Here is a 19883-nt window from a genome sequence, read left to right on the forward strand (position 1 = left end):
AAGGGATACAGTTGCTACTTACAAAACCAATTTTGTACCAATTTTAAAGTGCTTTGGGTATATTATGTTCATTTAAAAAATAAAAACAATAATTTAAACTTGTAGGGTTTTAGAACTTCATTAAAATAGGTGTTATATGCCAAATAAACATATTTACAAAAGTATTTTTGGAGTTTTACTACTTGCCCTTTTGGGGTGTCAGTCACAAACGCACCCAAACCCACCGAGCAAGCAACCATTGACACGGCTCAGCCAAGCAAAGTAGCCCCGTCAGAACCATCGGTCTTTGTCGTGTATTCAACCAATCGGCGAGCGGAAGGTAATGCGGCACTTTATACAGGCACACTCAATGCTAAAAATGGCTGTTTGTACATTGATGACCTGTTGATTGTGGTAACGGGTTTGTATGTTGATTGGCAAAATGAACCGTTTTGGATTGGCAATAATCACGGTGAAAAATTTGCACTTGGCGACAAAGTCAGCGTTGGCGGTTCACAAAGTAACTATGATGGCTATTTAGCCAATAACATCATTAACATTCCGAATTGCAAAGCTGAAAAAGTTTGGCTAACCATTGGTATTGATAAGTCATTTTTATGATGATTAACCCTATTATTAAAAATAGGGTTTTATTTTTGACAAACTTGCTTTACAATTCGCTTTTTCTTTATCATTTTAACAATGCTCACACACCACTTTACCACCCTCCACAGCCCAAGCACCCTTACCGCCTTGATTGCCACGCACCGCCCCGATTGGCAGGTATGTTTTTTGCACAACGCTCATCGCCCCGTCATTGGCATTTGCCCTGTTGTTTCATGGACGGCTGTTTGGGCGGACGGTTTGTACATTCATAAAAACAACCGCCACAACGAACGCCAAAGCTACCCATCTACCTACACCGATTGGCAAAATGAACTCATTGCCTATGGCAAAAATTTGGATTGCCCCAGCCAAAAAGACGAATATACCCACGGCTTAATGGGCTTTATCGGTTATGACCTATCAGCTCATGAATTAAATCATGACATCGCTATCAAGCCCAACCAGCCTTGTGCTTATTTTGGGCATTATGATATTTATATTAAGCCGTGTGAATATGGATTTGACTTGATTGGCGTAAATACTGATAAAGAGATTTTTGATGAAATAAAAAATAGTTTGGCTGATTTATTAAATAAAAAATTGCCAAAACCAACACCTGCCCAATTTATCTCATCATGGCAAAAACAAGATTATACCCAAGCCTTTAACCAAACCCAAGAATACATCAAAGCAGGCGATACTTATCAAATTAACTTAACGCAAAGTTGGCAAGCGGATTTGGCTAATTTATCCAGCCATTTACCCAATTTACAACATCAAATGAATGCTCCTTTTGCAGGTTATTTACAATTAACCAATTTTGAATTATTGTCGGTATCGCCTGAATTGTTTTTTGAATTTTATGGGGAAAATGGCAATATTCATCTGATTGCCAAACCCATCAAAGGCACACGCCCCCGACACAGCGACCCCATTATTGATGATAAATTAAAAAACGAACTCACAAACAGCGAAAAAGACATTAGCGAAAATTTAATGATTGTGGATTTACTGCGTAATGACTTAGGCAAATACGCCCATATCGGCACGGTAAAAACCCCCAAACGCTTTGCCATTGAAAGTTTTAAAAACGTACATCATATGGTCAGCACCATTACCGCCCAATTAAAAGACGTACATAGCCTAGAAGTCTTATTTGGCAGTTTGCCAGCAGGGTCAATCACAGGCACACCAAAAAAACGGGCTTGTGAGATTATCAATGAATTGGAAATAAGTCCACGTGGAGCATATTGTGGTACGATGGGTTATTTAAATTTTGATGGCACAGGCATTTGGAATGTACTCATTCGCACTTTACAAAAAACAGATAAAGCAGAGCTTTGGGCAGGGGGCGGTATTACCATAAAATCGGATATGGAGAGTGAATACCAAGAATGTTTGGATAAGGTGGGGAACATATTGCAGATGATACATGGCGAGTGCGAATAAATGCGCCCATGTTCCCAAATATGCTATACTTATGCCAAATTGGAAAATAACAAGTCCACCCTTTCATTTTATAATACCACTTATTCCAAAACGACATAAGAGCCTTTTCATGTTTCACTTTACTGACCAAACTGCCTTTTTAGACAACATCGCCACACTTGCCAACACACACATCACCCCCAAAGTCATCGACATCGATAAGGGTTATTACCCGCTTGCCGAGATGGCAGAGCTGGGCAAGGCAGGGCTGTTCGCCCCACACCTAAACGCCCATGGCAACCGCTTTAATTTGGCAATCCTTGCCAATGCCAACGTGGGGCGAGTGTGTGGCACGACCGCTTTTTTGACGTGGTGTCATCAAGTGATGGGGCTGTATATTGACCAATCGGACAACAGCCTGTTAAAGGGTGAATTTTTGGACAACCACGCCCTTGCCCACACCTTTGGCGGTACCGCTCTGTCCAACCCAATGAAGGCATGGGCAAACATCGAGAGCATGAAATTTGTCGCCAAAAAGGACGGCAGCGGCTACAAAGTTAGCGGTATCCTGCCGTGGATTAGTCACATCAAAGACGGTCAATACTGCGGTGCCGTGGCACAGATAGATGGCACGGACGATGAAGTGTTTTTCCTTTTGCAGTTTGATAAAGCACGCCAAAGTTCGTGGCAACTGCGCCCTTGCCCTGCATTTAGTGGCATGGAAGGGTCTAGCACGCTACGTATTGAGCTGACCGACTATCCCATCAGTACCGACGACATCATCGCCCTACCCTGCAAAGCATTCATCGCCCGTATTCGCTCGGCATTTGTACTCATGCAACTTGGTATCGGAGTAGGGATTATCATGGGAGCCATTGACGACATCAAAGAAGGCACGGCGGTCTCCAACGCCTTTTTAGAAGACCAAACAGGCAGTCTAACCTTGGAGCTTGACAATCTGGTCGCCAAAACCCTAAGCCTTGGCAAAGACCCCTTTAACAGCGACAAAGAGTTTTTCTTAGACGTGCTAAACGTGCGTGAACAAGGGGCAATGCTGACCCTAAAAGCCACCCAATCTGCCATGCTTCATCAAGGGGCAAAAGGCTATCTGATGACTGCCCACCCCCAACGCCGTCTGCGTGAAGCTCAGTTTGTGGCGATTGTCACGCCTGCCATCAAGCATTTGCGTTATCTGTCTCATCAGCTGATGGATGAACCCAAAGTTCGTCCGATTGAGTATTTCATTTAATTTATATAAAAAGGTAATCATGACAACTTCCCCCACCGATGGTCGTGGTGCATGGCGTAAATTTATCTGCCTTGCCTGTGGCTATATCTATGATGAAGAACTGGGCGACCCCGAAGACGGCTTGCCTGCTGGCACTCGTTTTGAAGACATTCCCGATGATTGGCAATGTCCGCTGTGTGGCGTACGCAAAAGCGACTTTGAGCCTTATGAAGAGACAAGCCACATCGCCACTGCCGTCGTCTTTGACCGCACCGAGCGTGGCGTGGTCATCATTGGGGCGGGTCTTGCAGGTTGGGCGATGGTAGACGCTTTGCGTGCTTTGGACAAGGACTTGCTCATCACACTCATCAGTGCCGATGACGCCGACCGTTATCACAAGCCCATGCTGTCGGTCGCCCTATCCCAAAACAAAGGACGAGCCGAACTGGTGCGTGCCACGGGCAGTCAGTCTGCCCTTGATAACAACGTACGTCTGCTTGCCAAAACCTACGTCACCAACATTGACACCCACACCCAGAACCTGCACACCACCCGTGGCAGGGTATATTATGACAAACTCATTCTCGCCATCGGTGCTAGCCCTGCCTATCCGCCCACCATCGCCAAAGAGATGGCATGGCACGTCAATCATTTGGAACGGTTTGACGAACTCAAATCCCGACTAACCACCCCCAAGCACGTCGCCATCATCGGGGCAGGCATGATTGGCACCGAGCTTAGCGAAGACTTGATAAAGGCAGGTCATAAGGTCAGTCTCATTGACGTACACCCCCGACCCTTATCCGCCCTACTGCCTGCCATGGCAGGTGAGCGGATTTTAAACGCCATTGTAGCCCTTGGGGTAAATTGGCTCGGTCATAGCATGGTCAAAGGTGTAAATGCCACCGCACACGGCTATGAGATTGACTTATTTGACTGCGACAGCGAGACGGTCAGCCCCTTACTGGTCGATGAAATCATCGTCGCCACAGGGCTTCAGGTTCACAAACGCTTGCCCTTGCGTGCCAATCTGACCTTTAACAAACACACAGGCATCGCCGTCAATCCCCAAACCCTACAAACGAGCGTGCCTGACATCTACGCCCTAGGCGACTGTATCAGCATTGACGGTGTGCCTTGTCGCTATGTCGCCCCCCACCGCTCACAGGCGAGTGTGATTGCAGGGCAAATCATCCAACAAGACGGACAGAGCACCATCTACAAACACACCCTACCGATGATTCGCCTAAAAAATAAATGCATCAGCGTCACCGCCAACGGTCTGCCCAAAGGCGTGGGCGACTGGCATGTGCTTAGCGATGATGATAATGGGCTTGTGCTTGAGATGAGAGAGCATGGCAATGTCGTGGCAACAGCAACGATAAAATCGCCACAGTAAGCAAAAATAAAAAATACCAAAATAAAAAATATTCGGGGCAATGATTTGCCCTGTTTTTATGAACGACGACATTTATACCCAATAGACTTTAAAATTACTACAAATACAATGATGTGTGGGCGTAGGGCATGGTAAATATTAAGTTGGTTGGGTGTAATTGAGCTTACAATACTTTGAACGACAAAAAAACAACCGTAAATCGCTCTACGGTTGTTCATGTCATGGAGTGCCAAAATTAGAATGCTAGGTGAGCACCTACGCCCCACATGTTGGCATCAGAGTTTAGGTAGTTATAACCTGCTTCGATACCGAAGTTAGCGGTTGGTTGGAAACCTAGACCCACGCCACCAGCGATTGACGTTTTGTCTGTTTCGCTAAAATATAGGTTGCTGTTGGTTGTTTTGTTTTCAACTTCTGTTTTAGACAGACCCAATTTACCTTTGGCATAGACTGGTGAGTTGTTGAAGTGGTAACGATAAGTACCATACGCACCATAAGTCTTCGCTTTTAGTTCGTACTCATTGCCATTATGGTTATATTTTTCGCTGTCAGCACCTTGGTATTCTAGCTCAACACCGACGTTTTGGTCGAAGTTATAACCACCATATACGCCATAAGCAGTCAAGTCACCTTTATGACCACGAGCGTTATCAACGTCAAATTGACCTACTTTTACGCCCACATAAGGCTGACCCACGCTATTTGCACCGTAGCTTACGGCAGCACTGGCACTCATTGCCAATAGTGATGACGCACCAAGAGCTAATAGAGTTTTGTTTAGTGTTTTCATGGTTTCTCTCCAATTGTGGTGCAAGCACCGAGTTTGTTTATTATCTCGTCATCTGATGGTTCGTCATCAGTGCCAATGTGTGTATAGTAACAAAATATTTCTTAAAAACTGTGCGTGTTTGTGGTGTTAAATGTAAAGTTTTGCAAAATTTCGCCCTACCCCCTTTTACATCTGCCCAATTTTGCAATATTTTGTTACTTTTATCACAATCTACGCCCAAATATTGCGTTATTTTGCCAAAAAACATTCTTATTTATCATCAAAAACACCCAAAATCAGTTCAATCTTTTTAAAATTTTTGAAAATTTCAGCAAATTTTCCCCAAAAATTTTTAAAATCATCAAAAATTCTGGGCGATTTTTGGTAAAAATGGGTAAGTTTTACATAAATTGTTACAATTTACGCCAAGTTTTCATGATTTCTTGGTCAATGTTACAAACTTTTTGATAAAATCTAAGTTAAATCTTTTGGTAAATTTTAAAAAATAGGCAAATTTATGACAAAATCACTCATCATTTTTGATTTGGATGGCACACTCATTGACAGCGTGCCTGATTTGGCGGATGGCGTGGACAAAATGCTTGCTCATTTTGACAAATCCCCTGCTGGTACGGATAACGTACGGACGTGGGTGGGTAATGGCTCGGTGAAACTCGTGGAGCGGGCATTAGTGTGGGCGGAGCTATCACTTGACAATTTGCACCACGCCCATGAGATATTTTTAAAAGAATACGCCACTTGTCAAGGCAAAACGCTGGAGTACAATGGGGTAACGGACGGATTAAACCGCCTTATAACACAAGGCTTTACACTGGCTCTTTGCACCAATAAGCCTGCCCAATTTTTGCCCGACATTTTAAATAACATGGGCTGGACGGACAAATTTGCTTGTGTGATTGGTGGCGATAGTTTGGCGGTAAAAAAACCCAACCCCGAACCACTCTTACACATTTTCCAAACACTAGGCATAGACAAAAGCCAAGCGGTGATGGTGGGCGACTCAAAAAATGACATTTTGGCAGGACAAAACGCAGGGATAACCACGCTTGCCCTAACTTATGGTTATAACTATGGCGAGCCGATTGCCGACAGTCGCCCTGATGGGGTGTTTGATGAGTTTGGCGATTTGGTTACATCTCTTTTATAACTCACAAAAACACACCTCAAAGACCTTGCTTGGGGTGTGTGTTGTGGTTTATTGACCGAACATTTGGACGTTTAGCCTTCCACCACAGGGATTTTACCGATTTTGGCTTGCCAGATTTTTGGGGCGGTGGCGTGTACCGATACGCCATTGCTGTCCACCGCCACCGTTACGGGCATGTCCTTAACCTCAAATTCATAAATCGCCTCCATACCAAGCTCAGGGAAAGCAACCACTTTGGCGTTTTTAATGGCTTTTGACACCAGATATGCCGAACCGCCCACCGCCATGAGATACACCGCTTTGTTGTCGGCGATGGCTTCACAGGCAATTTTACCACGCTCGGATTTACCAATCATGCCCAAAAGACCTGTTTGTTCTAGCATTTGACGGGTAAATTTATCCATGCGAGTGGCAGTTGTCGGCCCTGCTGGCCCCACCACTTCATCACGCACAGGGTCAACAGGCCCAACGTAATAGATGAGTTTGTTGGTAAAGTCCACAGGCAAGGTTTCGCCATTATTTAGCATGTCAGTCATGCGTTTGTGAGCAGCATCTCGCCCTGTGTAGATTTTGCCGTTTAATAGTAGCACATCGCCTGTTTGCCATGTCGCCACCTCTTCTTTGGTTAGGGTATCCACATTAACACGCTTACCGCTATCAGGGCTATAAGTAACATCAGGATACACGTCCATGCTTGGCGGTTCTAGGTTTACCGCTCCTGTGCCGTCAAGCTCAAATTCTACGTGGCGAGTGGCGGCACAGTTAGGAATCATCGCCACAGGCTTACTGGCTGCGTGCGTTGGATAGTCTAGGATTTTGACATCAAGCACGGTGGTCAATCCGCCCAAGCCCTGTGCCCCAATGCCAAGTGCGTTTACCTTTTCAAAGAGTTCAAGGCGTAGACTCTCTGTGGTAGAAAGCTCTGCTCCGCTTTCAGCTTTGGTTTTTAGCTCATGAATGTCAATGTGGTTCATGAGACTCTCTTTTGCCAAAAGAGTTGCTTTTTCAGGCGTGCCACCGATACCAATGCCCAAGATCCCCGGTGGACACCAGCCTGCACCCATTTCAGGAATGCTCTTTAACACCCAATCCACGATACTGTCAGACGGGTTTAGCATGGCAAGTTTGGATTTGTTCTCACTACCACCCCCTTTAGCAGCACAGGTAACTTCCACCTTATCGCCTGCCACGATTTCCATATGAATGACGGCAGGGGTATTGTCTTTGGTGTTCACTCGTTTGCCCGCAGGGTCAGCAAGTACGCTGGCTCGCAGGGTGTTATCAGGGTGATTGTAGGCACGGCGAACACCTTCGTTTACCATGTCCGCCACGCTCATATCAGACTCCCAAGTTACATTCATGCCGACTTTCAGGAACACTGTCGCAATCCCTGTGTCTTGGCAAATCGGGCGTTTACCCTCGGCACACATACGGCTGTTTACCAAAATTTGGGTCATGGCGTCTTTAGCGGCAGGGTTTTCTTCACGCTCTAAGGCTTCGGCTAGGGCTTCGATATAATCGGTGGGGTGATAGTAGCTGATGTACTGAAATGCATCTGCAATGGAGGCGATAAAATCGTCTTTTTTGATGACAGTCATGGTAATTTTCCTTTTGGCTGGCTAAAAAGCTGGCTAGATTTTGCTAAAAAAGCGATGTTATTGTAGCATAGATTACTACCGCTTTAAAATGTTTTCCTAAGTTATCTGTTTGCAAATTGCGAACATGGATTATTTGATAATGATTATCCTTGACAAAATTGTTTGGCTGATTTAGGATAACTCAAAAAGATTACCAATCATGAAATTTATCACTCCCTTGCTTATCGCCCTATCATGCGTGGCGATTATCGCCATGATTTTATTACCCAATAATCAAAGCCAATTTACCCATATCAGCCATGATATGTGCATGCATAAAGAGCTGAGCAAGATTGCCCTAAAACACGGGGCGGATTTTATGACCAATCACGATTTTGATATGCCCGCCCTTCATGTGATTGGCAATAAACAAACCATTCAAACAATCCAAGATGAATTTAATCAAAGCCAAAATACGCACTCGGGGGCGGATAATTGCCATATCTCCAATCTTAACTACCACGCCAAGCACATCAATCCCAAATTAGCACCCCACATTCCTAATGACGTGGATTATATCAGCTATGCTCCGCCCAATATCGGACAGGATAAAGCGGTATATTGCCACTATCATTTCAGTGAGCAAATTTTTACCACGCCACAAGCAAAGTCGCCATGCCATTTTATTTATCTTGATAATGACCGCCTTATCACCGAAGACATTAGCGATTTAGAGCGACTGCATTTAACTCTCATGCATGACACACATCAATTTTATAAGCCGTATAGCTTTATTTATCAATGGCATAATAACACCCATTTACGCTATGGCATCACCTTTGTTACTCAGGTTAATAATCAGCGTTATGGGTATGCAGGTGTTTATTAAGAGCAATTAGAAATTGATATAAAAAAATAAGGGCAAATTTAATCACCCTTATTCATCTATCTAAAATTTAACACCAATAGATTTAAACAAACCCAAATCCCACTTTTTTATCATCAACCGCTTTATATTCTTTTTCATCAATATGGGTTAATTCGGCAAGGGTCATCTCTTTATCCACCGTGATGTCTTTGCCAATGGACTTAAGATAATTATTACATTTTTCAATGGACAATTTACCAAATTGATATTCAGCAATCAGTCGCCCACGCCTTAATAAAGCATGGTCAATATCCATCAAATCGGCATTAAAGGTACAAATAAACTGGCATTCTAATACGTCTGACAATATCCCATCAGCGATATTTAGAATAATGCCCACCACATCCGTTTGATTGCCACCACCGACACGCTCGGCAATATAATTTTCGCAGTCTTCTAATACCAGCACCGAATTTTTTTGCTCAATAAGCATACTCATAAATTCAGGTTTGGCAAGCTCGCCAATCATATTATTGGGCACAAAGATAAAATCCTTATCGGAAATTTGGGCGGTGAGCCATTTGATATAATTAGTCTTGCCCGTCCCTGCCAAACCGTGCAATAATACCACGCCTTTTTTGCCTTGTGCCAATTCATCTTTAATTTTAGCATGAACAGGCAAAAAGTCGTCATTATACATTGTCTGCAAATCAAGCGTATAAGGTTTAATGCCTTGATGCTTAAATACCAAATCTCGCCCTTCTTTTAATAATAGCAATACTTTACTATCTTTTGAGATGTATTTTTGCAAATACTCATTAAAAAAAGAGCGAATATTGGTTAATGAATGCTCATTTCTTGGGTCATAAAAAATATGGTCTATTCGCAAAAATCCTGATTCAATAATGGTTTTGTCATATTCATTGCTTAGGTTTTCGCTGGCGACAATAAATAAGTCATATTTATCATAAAAATAGCACAATTCATTTTCATAAAATACATGGTTCTTTTTGTCAAACGCCACAGGATGATAATCGGTACATTTAACAAAATCCACCAATTTGTCTTTTTTAATCACCATGTCATGAAAATCAACACTGGGTAAAATGGACGATAAAAGCTGATAATAAGGGTTGTCATGCGTGGACGTAGAACGCTCCAAATCCTCTGCCACGATTTGATATTGATTGTCCATATAGACTTCATTAAAAATCTTTTTTGGATGATAATGTTTGGATTGTAAAATTTTCATAAGATAACTTCGTTTTTTGTGAATATATTTATTGCCAAATTGAGATAATAACAGATAAAGTTAAAAATTGCCAATCATCTTTAAACATTCGCTTGCCATTATCATGCCCACGCTTGCCGTTACCGTTACTGCCGAGCCATAGCCACCACAGTTAAGCCCGCTCTGGCACTCATTGGCAAGTTTTAAGGGTTCGGACGAATAGACACACTTCATGCCAAACTTTTCCTTTAAAGATTTATTGATATTTTTATCTCTTAGATTTTGTCGTAATTTGGCAAGTAAGGGATCTTGATAAACGTCTTTTAAATCACTTACCTTTATTTGTAAAGGGTCAATTTTACCCCCTGCTCCGCCTGATATGATGAGCTTAACCTTATTAAATCGACAATATAGGGCGATTGCCAATTTGGCATTCATATCATCCACACAGTCCAATATAATAAGCGGTCTTTTTTTTGCTTTGTATTCTTTTATGACATCAATACTTGGTAATAGCTTATCGATATTATCAGGCGTGATAAAGTCATCAATGGCGTTGATTTTGATATTAGGATTGATGCCTACAACTCGCTTTGTCATCTCGCCGATTTTGGATTCACCAAAGGTGTCCGTTAGGGCGGGCAGTTGGCGATTGACATTACTCTCTACCAGCACGTCCATGTCAATGAGTGTCAGCTCCCCCACGCCAGTGCGGGCAAGGGCTTCTGTCGCCCACGACCCTACGCCACCGATACCGATGATATAAACGTGAGCATTGGCAAATTTATCAAAATCATCTTGATATAGCGTGCGTGTGCCTGTAAATCTGCGGTTGGTCATTTTATTTTTACTCTTTAAATTTTTATTGATTTTTAAATAAATTAAGTGAATTAAAAAACCATTTAACAATAGTCAAAATTAGTTTTAAATGCATCATTGCTATTTTGCCAAAGTTTATATGCCAAAGTCTCTTTATCCATATTAAATAATACCGCCAATTCATCTAAAACATATATTAAATTTTTGGGTTCATTAAAATAATTACCGCCTATTTGAGCAGGAATAGGGTTCATATCAGGGCAATCGGTCTCAATAACAAAAGCAGATATGCCAATTTTATCAAACACCGTTTTTACCGCTTGGCGTAATTTTTTGGCATTGGGGTTGGTGATTTGCCCTGTAATGCCAATTTTAAAACCCAATTTAGCAAAATGCAATGCTTCATTTTCGCCACCGCTAAAACTATGAGCAATACCGCCTTGATTGTGGGCGTTGTATTTTTGCATCTTTAAAAGTTTTAGGATATCGGCGTGTGATTTGCGAATGTGCAATAAAATGGGTAAATCATGAGTTTTTGATAAGCCGATTTGCTCTATAAAAAAACGGCATTGCTTATCATAATTATCCACCGATTTTAATTCATCAGGATAAGTATCAAGCCCTATCTCGCCAATGGCAATGTTGGGATATTTTTTTAGATAATTATCCAACAGAATTAAATCATCATCGCCATGCTCTTTGATATATAACGGGTGTAAGCCACACGCCAAATGGTGCTTGATTGGATAATGGTCATCGGCATAGTGTTTAACCTGCGTCATTCTGTCAAAATACTTTGCCAAATAGCCGATAAGTACCACATGACGCACGCCATGCGTAAAAGCGGTGTGGTTGTAGTCATCTCGCTTGCTGTCATATTCGGGTACGTCAAAATGGGTGTGGGTGTCAAATAAGTACATGAGCTACCTTTTTGGCGGATTGGGACTACTTCGTCTTGGTATCAATAACAATGCCAAGGCGGTTAGGGTCAGTTTAAGCAGTTTGGATTTTTTCATCAGCTCTTATCCAGCACCATTTTTAAAAACCGCCCTGTATGCGACTTCTCGTCTTGTGCCACCTGTTCGGGCGTGCCTGTGGCGACAATCTCGCCCCCACCCGAGCCACCTTCATAGCCCAAATCCACGATGTGGTCGGCTGTTTTTATCACGTCCAAATTATGCTCAATAACCACCACCGTATTACCCTTATCACGCAGGGCGTGCAAAATGTCAAGCAGTTTGGCAATGTCTTCAAAATGCAAGCCTGTGGTTGGCTCATCTAGGATATAAAGGGTTTGCCCTGTGTCTCGTTTGGCAAGCTCTTTGGCGAGCTTAACTCGCTGTGCTTCGCCCCCTGACAATGTCGTGGCGGATTGCCCAAGCTGAATGTAGCCCAAGCCCACCTGCATCAGGGCTTCTAATTTGCGATGAATGGCAGGGATTGCTTCAAAAAACGCCAACGCATCTTCTACCGTCATGGCAAGCACGTCCGAGATGGATTTGCCCTTGTAGTGGACTTCTAGGGTCTCACGGTTGTAGCGTTTGCCTACACAGACATCGCACGGCACATACATATCGGGCAAAAAGTGCATTTCCACCTTTATCATGCCGTCCCCTTGACAGGCTTCACAGCGGCCGCCTTTGACGTTAAAGCTAAACCGCCCCGCCTTATAGCCCCTTGCCCGAGCTTCGGGGGTTTGGGTAAATAGGTCTCTGATGAGCGTAAACACGCCCGTATAAGTGGCAGGGTTGGAGCGTGGTGTGCGACCGATTGGCGACTGGTCTATGTCCACCATTTTATCAAGGTGTTCAAGCCCTGTGATTTTGTCATAAGGCTCTGGCACGAGCGTGGTTGCGTTATTTAGGTGCGTGGCGGCAAGGGGCATGAGCGTGCGGTTGATGAGCGTGGATTTGCCAGAGCCTGATACGCCTGTGATACAGGTCATCACACCGATTGGGATGGCTAGGTTTACATTTTTTAAATTATTGCCCTTGGCTCCGTCTAGGCGGATATATAGGGGTTCGGTAATGGTTTTTTTGCCTTTTTTAATCTCGCCTGTCTTGGCACTGTGGCGGATTTTGGGAATTTCAATGCGTTTTTTGCCGGATAAATATTGCCCTGTTAATGAGTTCTCATTACTGGCGATCTCGTCCGCCGTCCCTGCGGCAATGACACGTCCCCCATGCACGCCTGCCCCCACGCCAATATCAATAATATGGTCAGCGGTGCGAATGGCGTCTTCGTCATGCTCCACGACAATGACGGTATTGCCTAGGTCTCTCAGGTGAGTCAGCGTGGATAATAGACGGTCATTGTCTCGTTGGTGCAAGCCAATGGACGGCTCATCAAGCACATACATAACCCCCATAAGCCCTGCTCCGATTTGGCTGGCTAGCCTGATACGCTGGGCTTCTCCGCCTGATAGAGTCTCGGCAGAGCGGGCAAGGGTCAAATATTCTAGCCCCACTTTGGTCAAAAAGCCCAAACGCTCACGGATTTCCTTAAAAATCTTATCCGCCACTTCGCCTTTATGTCCGCCGATATGCAGGTTTTCATAATACTCCCACGCTTGTCCTATCGGCAGGGCAATGATGTCGCCCACGCCCCGTTCGTCCACTTTGACGTTGCGAGCGATGTCATTTAGGCGAACGCCATGACACACGTTACAAGTCGTATCAGATAAATATTGAGCCAGCTCATCTCGCACGATGCTACTGGTGGTGCTGTGATAACGGCGTTCTAGGTACGGTAAAATCCCTTCAAATGGCACGGTTTTGGTTGTTTTACGCCCACGCTCATCGGTAAAATTAAAGGTCAGTTTTTCTTTGCCTGAACCGTTTAGAATGATAGTTTGCTCTTTTTTGGTTAAGTCTTGCCACGGCTTATCCATGTCAATGCCAAAATGCGTGCAAACGGTTGTTAATAGCCCAAAATAATACGCATGGCGTTTGTCCCAACCGTGTATCGCCCCTTGATTTAAGGACTTGGCAGGTTCGGTAACGATACGTTCGGCAGAGAAATACTGGCGTTTGCCAAGCCCATCGCAGGACGGACACGCCCCAGCGGGATTGTTAAAGCTAAACAGGCGTGGCTCTAACTCACTCACCGCCCTATCACAGGTAGGGCAAGAGTGCTTGGCGGACAGCACCGTCTCGCTCTCATCGTCCATGTTGTGCAAAATGGCAATGTCCGAGCCAAGGCGTAACGTGGTCTCCAAACTCTCCGCCACTCGGTTGCCCAAATCACCTCGCACCTTAAATCTATCCACCACCACATCTATGGTGTGTTTGTGCGTTTTGGCAAGGGTTGGCAACTCGTCCATGTCATAGACTACCCCGTCAATGCGAACTTTGGTAAAGCCCTGTGCTTGCAGGCTCTCCAATAGGGCAATATGCTCGCCCTTACGCTCACGCACGACAGGGGCAAGGAGCATGAGACGAGTGCCGTCAGGTTTGGCAAGAATGTCGTCCACCATTTCGCTCACTGTTTGGGCGACCATGGGCAAGCCGTGTTCAGGACAATGAGGCGTGCCGACACGAGCAAATAGCAAACGCAGATAATCATACACTTCGGTAATCGTGCCGACGGTGGAGCGGGGGTTATGGTTGGTTGATTTTTGTTCAATGGCAATGGCGGGGGATAAGCCTTCTATGCTGTCCACGTCAGGCTTTTCCATTTGCGATAGAAACTGGCGAGCATAAGCGGACAAGCTCTCCACATAACGTCTTTGCCCTTCGGCGTAGAGCGTATCAAAGGCGAGCGATGATTTGCCCGAACCTGATAAACCTGTAATCACGACTAACTTGTCTCGTGGAATGTCCACGTTGATGTCTTTTAGGTTGTGGGTTTTTGCCCCTTTGATACTGATGTATTCGTGTGCCATGATGTGCCTTTTAATATTTTGATAAATGTTTAGGTATTTAAAATACGATAGGTTTATAAATGGGGGTATTTTTAAAATTTGAAATAGCAATAACCAAAATTTACAATGATAAAACAGCACAAAAAACCACCTAAATGCAGAGCATTTAGGTGGTTTTATTTTATTGAGCCTAATTAAAATTAATCAAATAGGCAGATTTAACTTCTTTTTTTATTATTTAGCGCTTCTTAGTACTTCACACGATACCATGCATCACGAGCAGCAAGTTTGGCTTGCTCCCACGCCAAACGTGATTCGCCTTTTACTTCATTCCATGAACGCTCCAAATCACTTTCATAATCTTCAAAACGAGCATCAGCAGGGTAGCGTGGACGGTTGGCATAACCTACGGCATAAGCAGGTAGGTAGTCACGGTCATAGTCATAGCCTGCTACATAAGTGGGCGATGTGGCATAGTGAGCACGCCAGTAGGCTTCTTCAATGGTTGGGTCAAAGGCTTCGCCTGCGGCACTGCCTGCACCACCACCAACGATTGCACCCACGGCACCGCCAATAAGTGCCCCTAGTGGACCTGCCAGTGCACCGATGGCTGCACCTGCGGCTGCACCGCCAAGACCGCCAACGGCTGTACCCACTGGGTGTGAACCTGGCTCGCCTGTGATTGGGTCAGCGTTTAGGTCTGCTTTTGCTTCGTCAGACATATTTTTTACAACGTCACGGTCGATATGGTCATAGTTACTCATGATGAATTCCTTATTAAAGATGGAGTTGTTACTTGGTTATTACTGATTTGGGCAAAGTGAAATTCTATTTTCATTTAACGTTGATTTTATTCATTATTTAAACTAACATAACAACCTAGCAAATCATCATTAAAATCATCCAAGATTGGCTTTACCCAAGACACCAACCATTCTACGTCATTCATGCTTATCATCTTAGTCCAACAGATATCAAGCACTCATTTGGTATGTTTCTTGTTGGTGATGAGTGTATGATAGGCGATTTTCGGGGTGCGTGATAGCCACAAAATGTAAAATCATCGGCAGTCTTGTGCGTGATTTAACCTAGAAATTTTAAAAATGTTACTATATTGTTGCAACTGTCGTGGTTGTGCGAATGCGTTCGGTAAAATGTAATTTTGCGTAAATTTTGGACAGTCTACCACATGAAAGCTTCTTTAAAAATTGACACTGATGTTTTTGATATCAGCAAGCGAGCATCAACATGACAATTGTTATCACAAACCTACCAATTCATCAATTTTTGCCATAACACTCGCCCAATCCATGCTATAATAGCTAATTTCCCCAAATTTACCCATTATGATAAGATTACAAGGCGTTAGCAAAACTTTCGCCATAAAAAAAGACGGCAAACCCACAACCTTTACCGCCCTACAACCGACCGATTTGACGGTGGCAAAGGGCGAGATTTTTGGTGTGATTGGAGCCAGCGGAGCAGGTAAATCCACGCTCATTCGCTGTGTCAATCTTTTGGAACGCCCCACGACAGGACACGTGTTTGTGGACGGTGTGGACTTGATGAGCCTAGATAACACCGCCCTTATCAAGGCTCGCCGTCATATCGGCATGATTTTTCAGCAATTTAACCTGCTCTCATCTCGCACGGTGTTTGATAATGTCGCTTTAAGCCTTGAACTCTCCGGCACACCCAAACACGTCATCAAAGAAAAGGTAAGCTCTCTGCTTGATTTGGTGGGCTTATCCGAGCGTCATCACGCCTATCCGTCTAGCTTATCAGGCGGTCAAAAACAGCGTGTCGCCATTGCTCGAGCGTTGGCAACCGACCCCAAGGTGCTACTTTGCGACGAGGCAACCAGTGCCTTAGACCCTGCCACAACAGGGGCAATTTTGGATTTATTAAAAAAAATCAACAGCGGGCTTGGCATCACCATACTGCTCATCACGCACGAAATGGACGTGGTCAAACGCATTTGTGATAAAGTGGCGGTCATTGACAAGGGCATTTTGGTGGAGCAAGGTACGGTAGGGCAGATTTTTGCCAATCCCCAAACCGAGCTTGCCCATGACTTTATCAAGGCGACTTTTCATGTAAGCCTACCTGATGAATTTTTGGCACGCCTGCACACCCATGAGACGGACGGCACTTATCCTGTGATACGCTTTGAATTTAGTGGCAAAACGGTGGACAGTCCGCTCTTTTCGGAGGCGACACGGCGATTTGGCGTGGCGTTTAACATTTTGACTTCACAAATGGACTATGTGGGCGGTGTCAAGTTTGGCGTAACCATAAGCCAAATGATTGGCGAGCGGACGGCGTGCGTGGAGGCGTTGACGTTTTTTACAGAACATCATGTTGGATTTGAGGTGTTAGGCTATGTGGCATGAGATTTATCAAGGCTTTATGAGCGAGCTGACCCCCCAAATGTGGCAAATGGTCTATAAGTCCACTTACGAGACGGTCTATATGGGACTGGTATCTACCGCCATATCGGTGCTGGTGGGGCTACCGCTTGGGTTTTTGGCGTTTTTGGCGGGCAAGGGGCGGATTTTGGCGAACAAGCCTTCATTTGCCATATTGGACGTGTTTATCAATGTGGGACGGTCAGTGCCGTTTATCATTTTGCTCATTATTTTATTGCCCTTTACTCGTCTGATTGTAGGGACAACGCTCGGCACGACCGCCGCCATTGTGCCACTTGCCATGACCGCCATCCCTTTTGTGGCAAGGCTTACCGCCAATGCTTTGGCAGAAATCCCCACAGGCTTGACCGAATCGGCTCATGCCATGGGGGCGACCAACTGGCAAATCATCACCAAATACTACTTCCCCGAAAGCCTACCCATACTCATCAACGCCATAACGCTCACGCTCGTCTCGCTCATCGGCTACTCGGCAATGGCAGGCGTGGTGGGCGGTGGCGGTCTGGGCAACCTTGCTATCAGCTATGGCGAACATCGTGGTATGGTCTATGTCAAATGGATAGCGACCGTCATCATCGTGGCGATTGTCATGATATGCCAAAAGGCGGGGGATATGCTTGCCGAGCGGTTTGACCATAGATGATATGCCAAAATGGCATAACCTTTTGTCAAAATTTTAGCCAAAATTCATATTGAAGTTTGGCTAATTTTTTGCTTTAATATACTAAAATTTATTGTTGTCATGATTTTGTCATTTGATAAATTCAATGATTTTAAATTGACAAACAGATAAATATCATTCCTTTTAAACAGAGAACCCTTATGAAAGCAAACAAATTTTTTGGTCTGTGTGCCTTAGCGTCAGGCATTGCCCTGGTCGGCTGTGGTGGCGACAAACCTACCCAAACCGACACAACCACCCAAACCACAACGATAACCGCTTGCCCTACTGGCGACCCTAACAAAATCAAAGTGGGCGTGATGAGTGGACCTGAACATAAAGTTGCCGAAGTGGCCGCCAAAGTCGCCCAGGAAAAATACGGTCTGGTGGTAGAATACGTTGAGTTCAACGACTACGCCTTACCCAACACCGCCGTATCCAAGTGCGACCTAGACGCCAACGCCATGCAACACAAGCCCTATCTTGACAAAGACAGCCAAGAGAAAAAGCTGGATAATCTGGTCATCGTAGGCAATACCTTTGTATATCCATTGGCGGGCTATTCTAAGAAAATCAAAAGCATAAGCGAACTTAAAGACGGTGCTATCGTGGCAGTGCCAAACGACCCGTCAAACCTAGCTCGTGCACTCATTTTACTTGAAAAACAAGGGCTTATCAAGCTAAAAGATAACACCAACCTATTCTCAACATCGCTTGACATCGTAGAGAACCCCAAAAAACTTGAAATCAAAGAAGTGGATACATCAGTCGCCGCTCGTGCCTTAGATGACGTGGATTTGGCTGTGGTGAACAACACTTATGCCGGTCAAGTGGGCCTAACTGCTAATGACGGCGTATTTGTTGAAGACAAAGATTCGCCTTATGTGAACATCATCGTTGCCCGTGCCGACAACAAAGACTCGGACGCCATCAAAAACTTCGTTCAAGCCTATCAGTCTGATGAAGTAGAAGCCGAAGCCAAAAACCAATTTAAAGACGGTGTGGTTAAAGGCTGGTAAATAATCAAAAAATAAGGGCGTTATTTTGTGATAACGCCTGATTCTCTTATCTTGCAAACAATTTCTCCAAGCCGTCAATCAACGCCACACGCCATACAGCATAATCATGTCCGCCTTCATATAGCCGAAAAGTCGCTTGATTGCCTTGTTTGTTTAGGCTGGCAGCCAGTGTTTGGCTTGACCCCAAAATGCTGTCATTAACCGTCTCGCCCTGACGGTGTGTCTCGTAGCTACCTGCCATGATATGCCATTTTTGGGTGTGTTTTGCAGGATTTTGCTGGACTAGGTCGTATAGGTGTTGGTCTTGTCCATTTTTATACCAAAATGAACCAGATAATGGCAACACATTGCCAAAAATATCAGGATGGCGATATGCCACAAATGCCGCAGCCAGTCCACCATAGCTTGACCCTGAAATCACCGTCCTGTTCGCACTTGTCGATATGTCCGTCTCTTGCATTACAAATGGCACAAGCTCATCACACATCATTCTAGCAAACTCATCATTCATCGGTAGCTCAGCATGGCGATTGACATTATCAATCAGCACAGCAATCACACCGATGCCTGTGCGCGTAGCAAAATCATCAAGCAAGCTTGGCACACCAACCACATTTAAATACACATCACCATCGAACAGATACAGCACAATCGGCTGACTGTCTTTTTTGACATTATTGGTTTGGTAAAGCCAAATACGTCTTTGATTATTTAGCAACTCGCTCTTAAAAATCCGCTCTACCAGTTTACCCTGATGAGCGTCGGTCTGTGAAAATGCAGCATTCACGCCCACCCAAGAGCCGTTACCAAAACGATGGGGATTTATACCAACCGAACTTA

Annotated in this window: 17 protein-coding genes; 9 read left to right on the plus strand and 8 right to left on the minus strand. The window is 44.5% G+C overall.

Features of this window, described 5'->3' with window-relative positions; all coding sequences use genetic code 11:
- Nucleotides 1-195: 195 nt before the first annotated feature.
- The 4 genes from B5J93_RS08355 to B5J93_RS08370 all read left to right on the plus strand — a co-directional run bounded on the left by B5J93_RS08355 (nucleotide 196) and on the right by B5J93_RS08370 (nucleotide 4640).
- The gene (locus tag B5J93_RS08355; protein ID WP_079325978.1) at nucleotides 196-600 is read left to right on the plus strand and encodes a hypothetical protein; all 405 of its coding nucleotides are present in this window, start codon (nucleotides 196-198) and stop codon (nucleotides 598-600) included.
- 81 nt (nucleotides 601-681) lie between these two features.
- Nucleotides 682-2034: an anthranilate synthase component I family protein gene (locus B5J93_RS08360; protein WP_079325979.1), complete on the plus strand. Its 1353-nt coding sequence runs from the start codon at nucleotides 682-684 to the stop codon at nucleotides 2032-2034.
- 109 nt (nucleotides 2035-2143) lie between these two features.
- A complete protein-coding gene (locus B5J93_RS08365; RefSeq protein WP_079325980.1) occupies nucleotides 2144-3262 on the plus strand; it encodes an acyl-CoA dehydrogenase family protein in 1119 nt (372 codons plus the stop codon).
- Nucleotides 3263-3281: 19 nt separating this feature from the next.
- Nucleotides 3282-4640: an FAD-dependent oxidoreductase gene (locus tag B5J93_RS08370; protein ID WP_115237144.1), complete on the plus strand. Its 1359-nt coding sequence runs from the start codon at nucleotides 3282-3284 to the stop codon at nucleotides 4638-4640.
- Nucleotides 4641-4875: 235 nt separating this feature from the next.
- Here B5J93_RS08370 and B5J93_RS08375 read toward each other — a convergent pair whose 3' ends face one another.
- Nucleotides 4876-5430 (minus strand): porin family protein, encoded by a 555-nt coding sequence (locus B5J93_RS08375; protein ID WP_078274416.1) that lies wholly within the window; start codon nucleotides 5428-5430, stop codon nucleotides 4876-4878.
- 496 nt (nucleotides 5431-5926) lie between these two features.
- Between B5J93_RS08375 and B5J93_RS08385 the strand changes: the two genes are divergently transcribed.
- Nucleotides 5927-6577 (plus strand): phosphoglycolate phosphatase, encoded by a 651-nt coding sequence (locus B5J93_RS08385; protein WP_079325983.1) that lies wholly within the window; start codon nucleotides 5927-5929, stop codon nucleotides 6575-6577.
- A 71-nt stretch (nucleotides 6578-6648) separates the two neighbouring features.
- Here B5J93_RS08385 and B5J93_RS08390 read toward each other — a convergent pair whose 3' ends face one another.
- A complete protein-coding gene (locus B5J93_RS08390; RefSeq protein ID WP_079325984.1) occupies nucleotides 6649-8175 on the minus strand; it encodes a fumarate hydratase in 1527 nt (508 codons plus the stop codon).
- A gap of 199 nt (nucleotides 8176-8374) precedes the next feature.
- Between B5J93_RS08390 and B5J93_RS08395 the strand changes: the two genes are divergently transcribed.
- Nucleotides 8375-9043: a hypothetical protein gene (locus B5J93_RS08395; RefSeq protein ID WP_079325985.1), complete on the plus strand. Its 669-nt coding sequence runs from the start codon at nucleotides 8375-8377 to the stop codon at nucleotides 9041-9043.
- Nucleotides 9044-9125: 82 nt separating this feature from the next.
- On the opposite strand, the gene B5J93_RS08400 is transcribed toward B5J93_RS08395, so the two are convergent.
- From B5J93_RS08400 to B5J93_RS08420, 5 genes are all read right to left on the minus strand, one after another.
- On the minus strand, nucleotides 9126-10274 hold the full coding sequence (locus tag B5J93_RS08400; RefSeq protein WP_079325986.1) for an AAA family ATPase: 1149 nt from the start codon (nucleotides 10272-10274) through the stop codon (nucleotides 9126-9128).
- A 60-nt stretch (nucleotides 10275-10334) separates the two neighbouring features.
- Nucleotides 10335-11093, minus strand: coding sequence for a tRNA threonylcarbamoyladenosine dehydratase (locus B5J93_RS08405; protein WP_079325992.1), 759 nt, complete (start codon nucleotides 11091-11093; stop codon nucleotides 10335-10337).
- 62 nt (nucleotides 11094-11155) lie between these two features.
- Nucleotides 11156-11992 carry a TatD family hydrolase gene (locus B5J93_RS08410; RefSeq protein ID WP_079325987.1) on the minus strand — a complete coding sequence of 279 codons (837 nt, stop codon included), beginning with the start codon at nucleotides 11990-11992 and terminating at the stop codon, nucleotides 11156-11158.
- A 95-nt stretch (nucleotides 11993-12087) separates the two neighbouring features.
- Nucleotides 12088-14955 (minus strand): excinuclease ABC subunit UvrA, encoded by a 2868-nt coding sequence (gene uvrA, locus B5J93_RS08415; protein ID WP_079325993.1) that lies wholly within the window; start codon nucleotides 14953-14955, stop codon nucleotides 12088-12090.
- Nucleotides 14956-15182: 227 nt separating this feature from the next.
- A complete protein-coding gene (locus B5J93_RS08420) occupies nucleotides 15183-15698 on the minus strand; it encodes a hypothetical protein (RefSeq protein ID WP_079325988.1) in 516 nt (171 codons plus the stop codon).
- A gap of 582 nt (nucleotides 15699-16280) precedes the next feature.
- On the opposite strand from B5J93_RS08420, the gene metN reads away from it, so the two are divergent.
- The 3 genes from metN (at nucleotide 16281) to B5J93_RS08435 (ending at nucleotide 19043) form a co-directional block, all read left to right on the plus strand.
- Nucleotides 16281-17327 (plus strand): methionine ABC transporter ATP-binding protein MetN, encoded by a 1047-nt coding sequence (gene metN / locus B5J93_RS08425; RefSeq protein ID WP_079325989.1) that lies wholly within the window; start codon nucleotides 16281-16283, stop codon nucleotides 17325-17327.
- Nucleotides 17317-18006, plus strand: coding sequence for a methionine ABC transporter permease (locus B5J93_RS08430; RefSeq protein ID WP_079325990.1), 690 nt, complete (start codon nucleotides 17317-17319; stop codon nucleotides 18004-18006). The genes metN and B5J93_RS08430 overlap by 11 nt, the downstream gene beginning before the upstream one ends.
- A 179-nt stretch (nucleotides 18007-18185) precedes the next feature.
- Nucleotides 18186-19043 (plus strand): MetQ/NlpA family lipoprotein, encoded by an 858-nt coding sequence (locus tag B5J93_RS08435; protein WP_079325991.1) that lies wholly within the window; start codon nucleotides 18186-18188, stop codon nucleotides 19041-19043.
- 46 nt (nucleotides 19044-19089) lie between these two features.
- On the opposite strand, the gene B5J93_RS08440 is transcribed toward B5J93_RS08435, so the two are convergent.
- Nucleotides 19090-19883, minus strand: a 794-nt coding sequence (locus B5J93_RS08440) for an alpha/beta hydrolase (RefSeq protein WP_143823516.1), incomplete at its 5' end; no start/stop codon positions are given.

It is taken from the genome of Moraxella equi (assembly GCF_002027555.1).
GTDB classification, from domain to species: domain Bacteria; phylum Pseudomonadota; class Gammaproteobacteria; order Pseudomonadales; family Moraxellaceae; genus Moraxella; species Moraxella equi.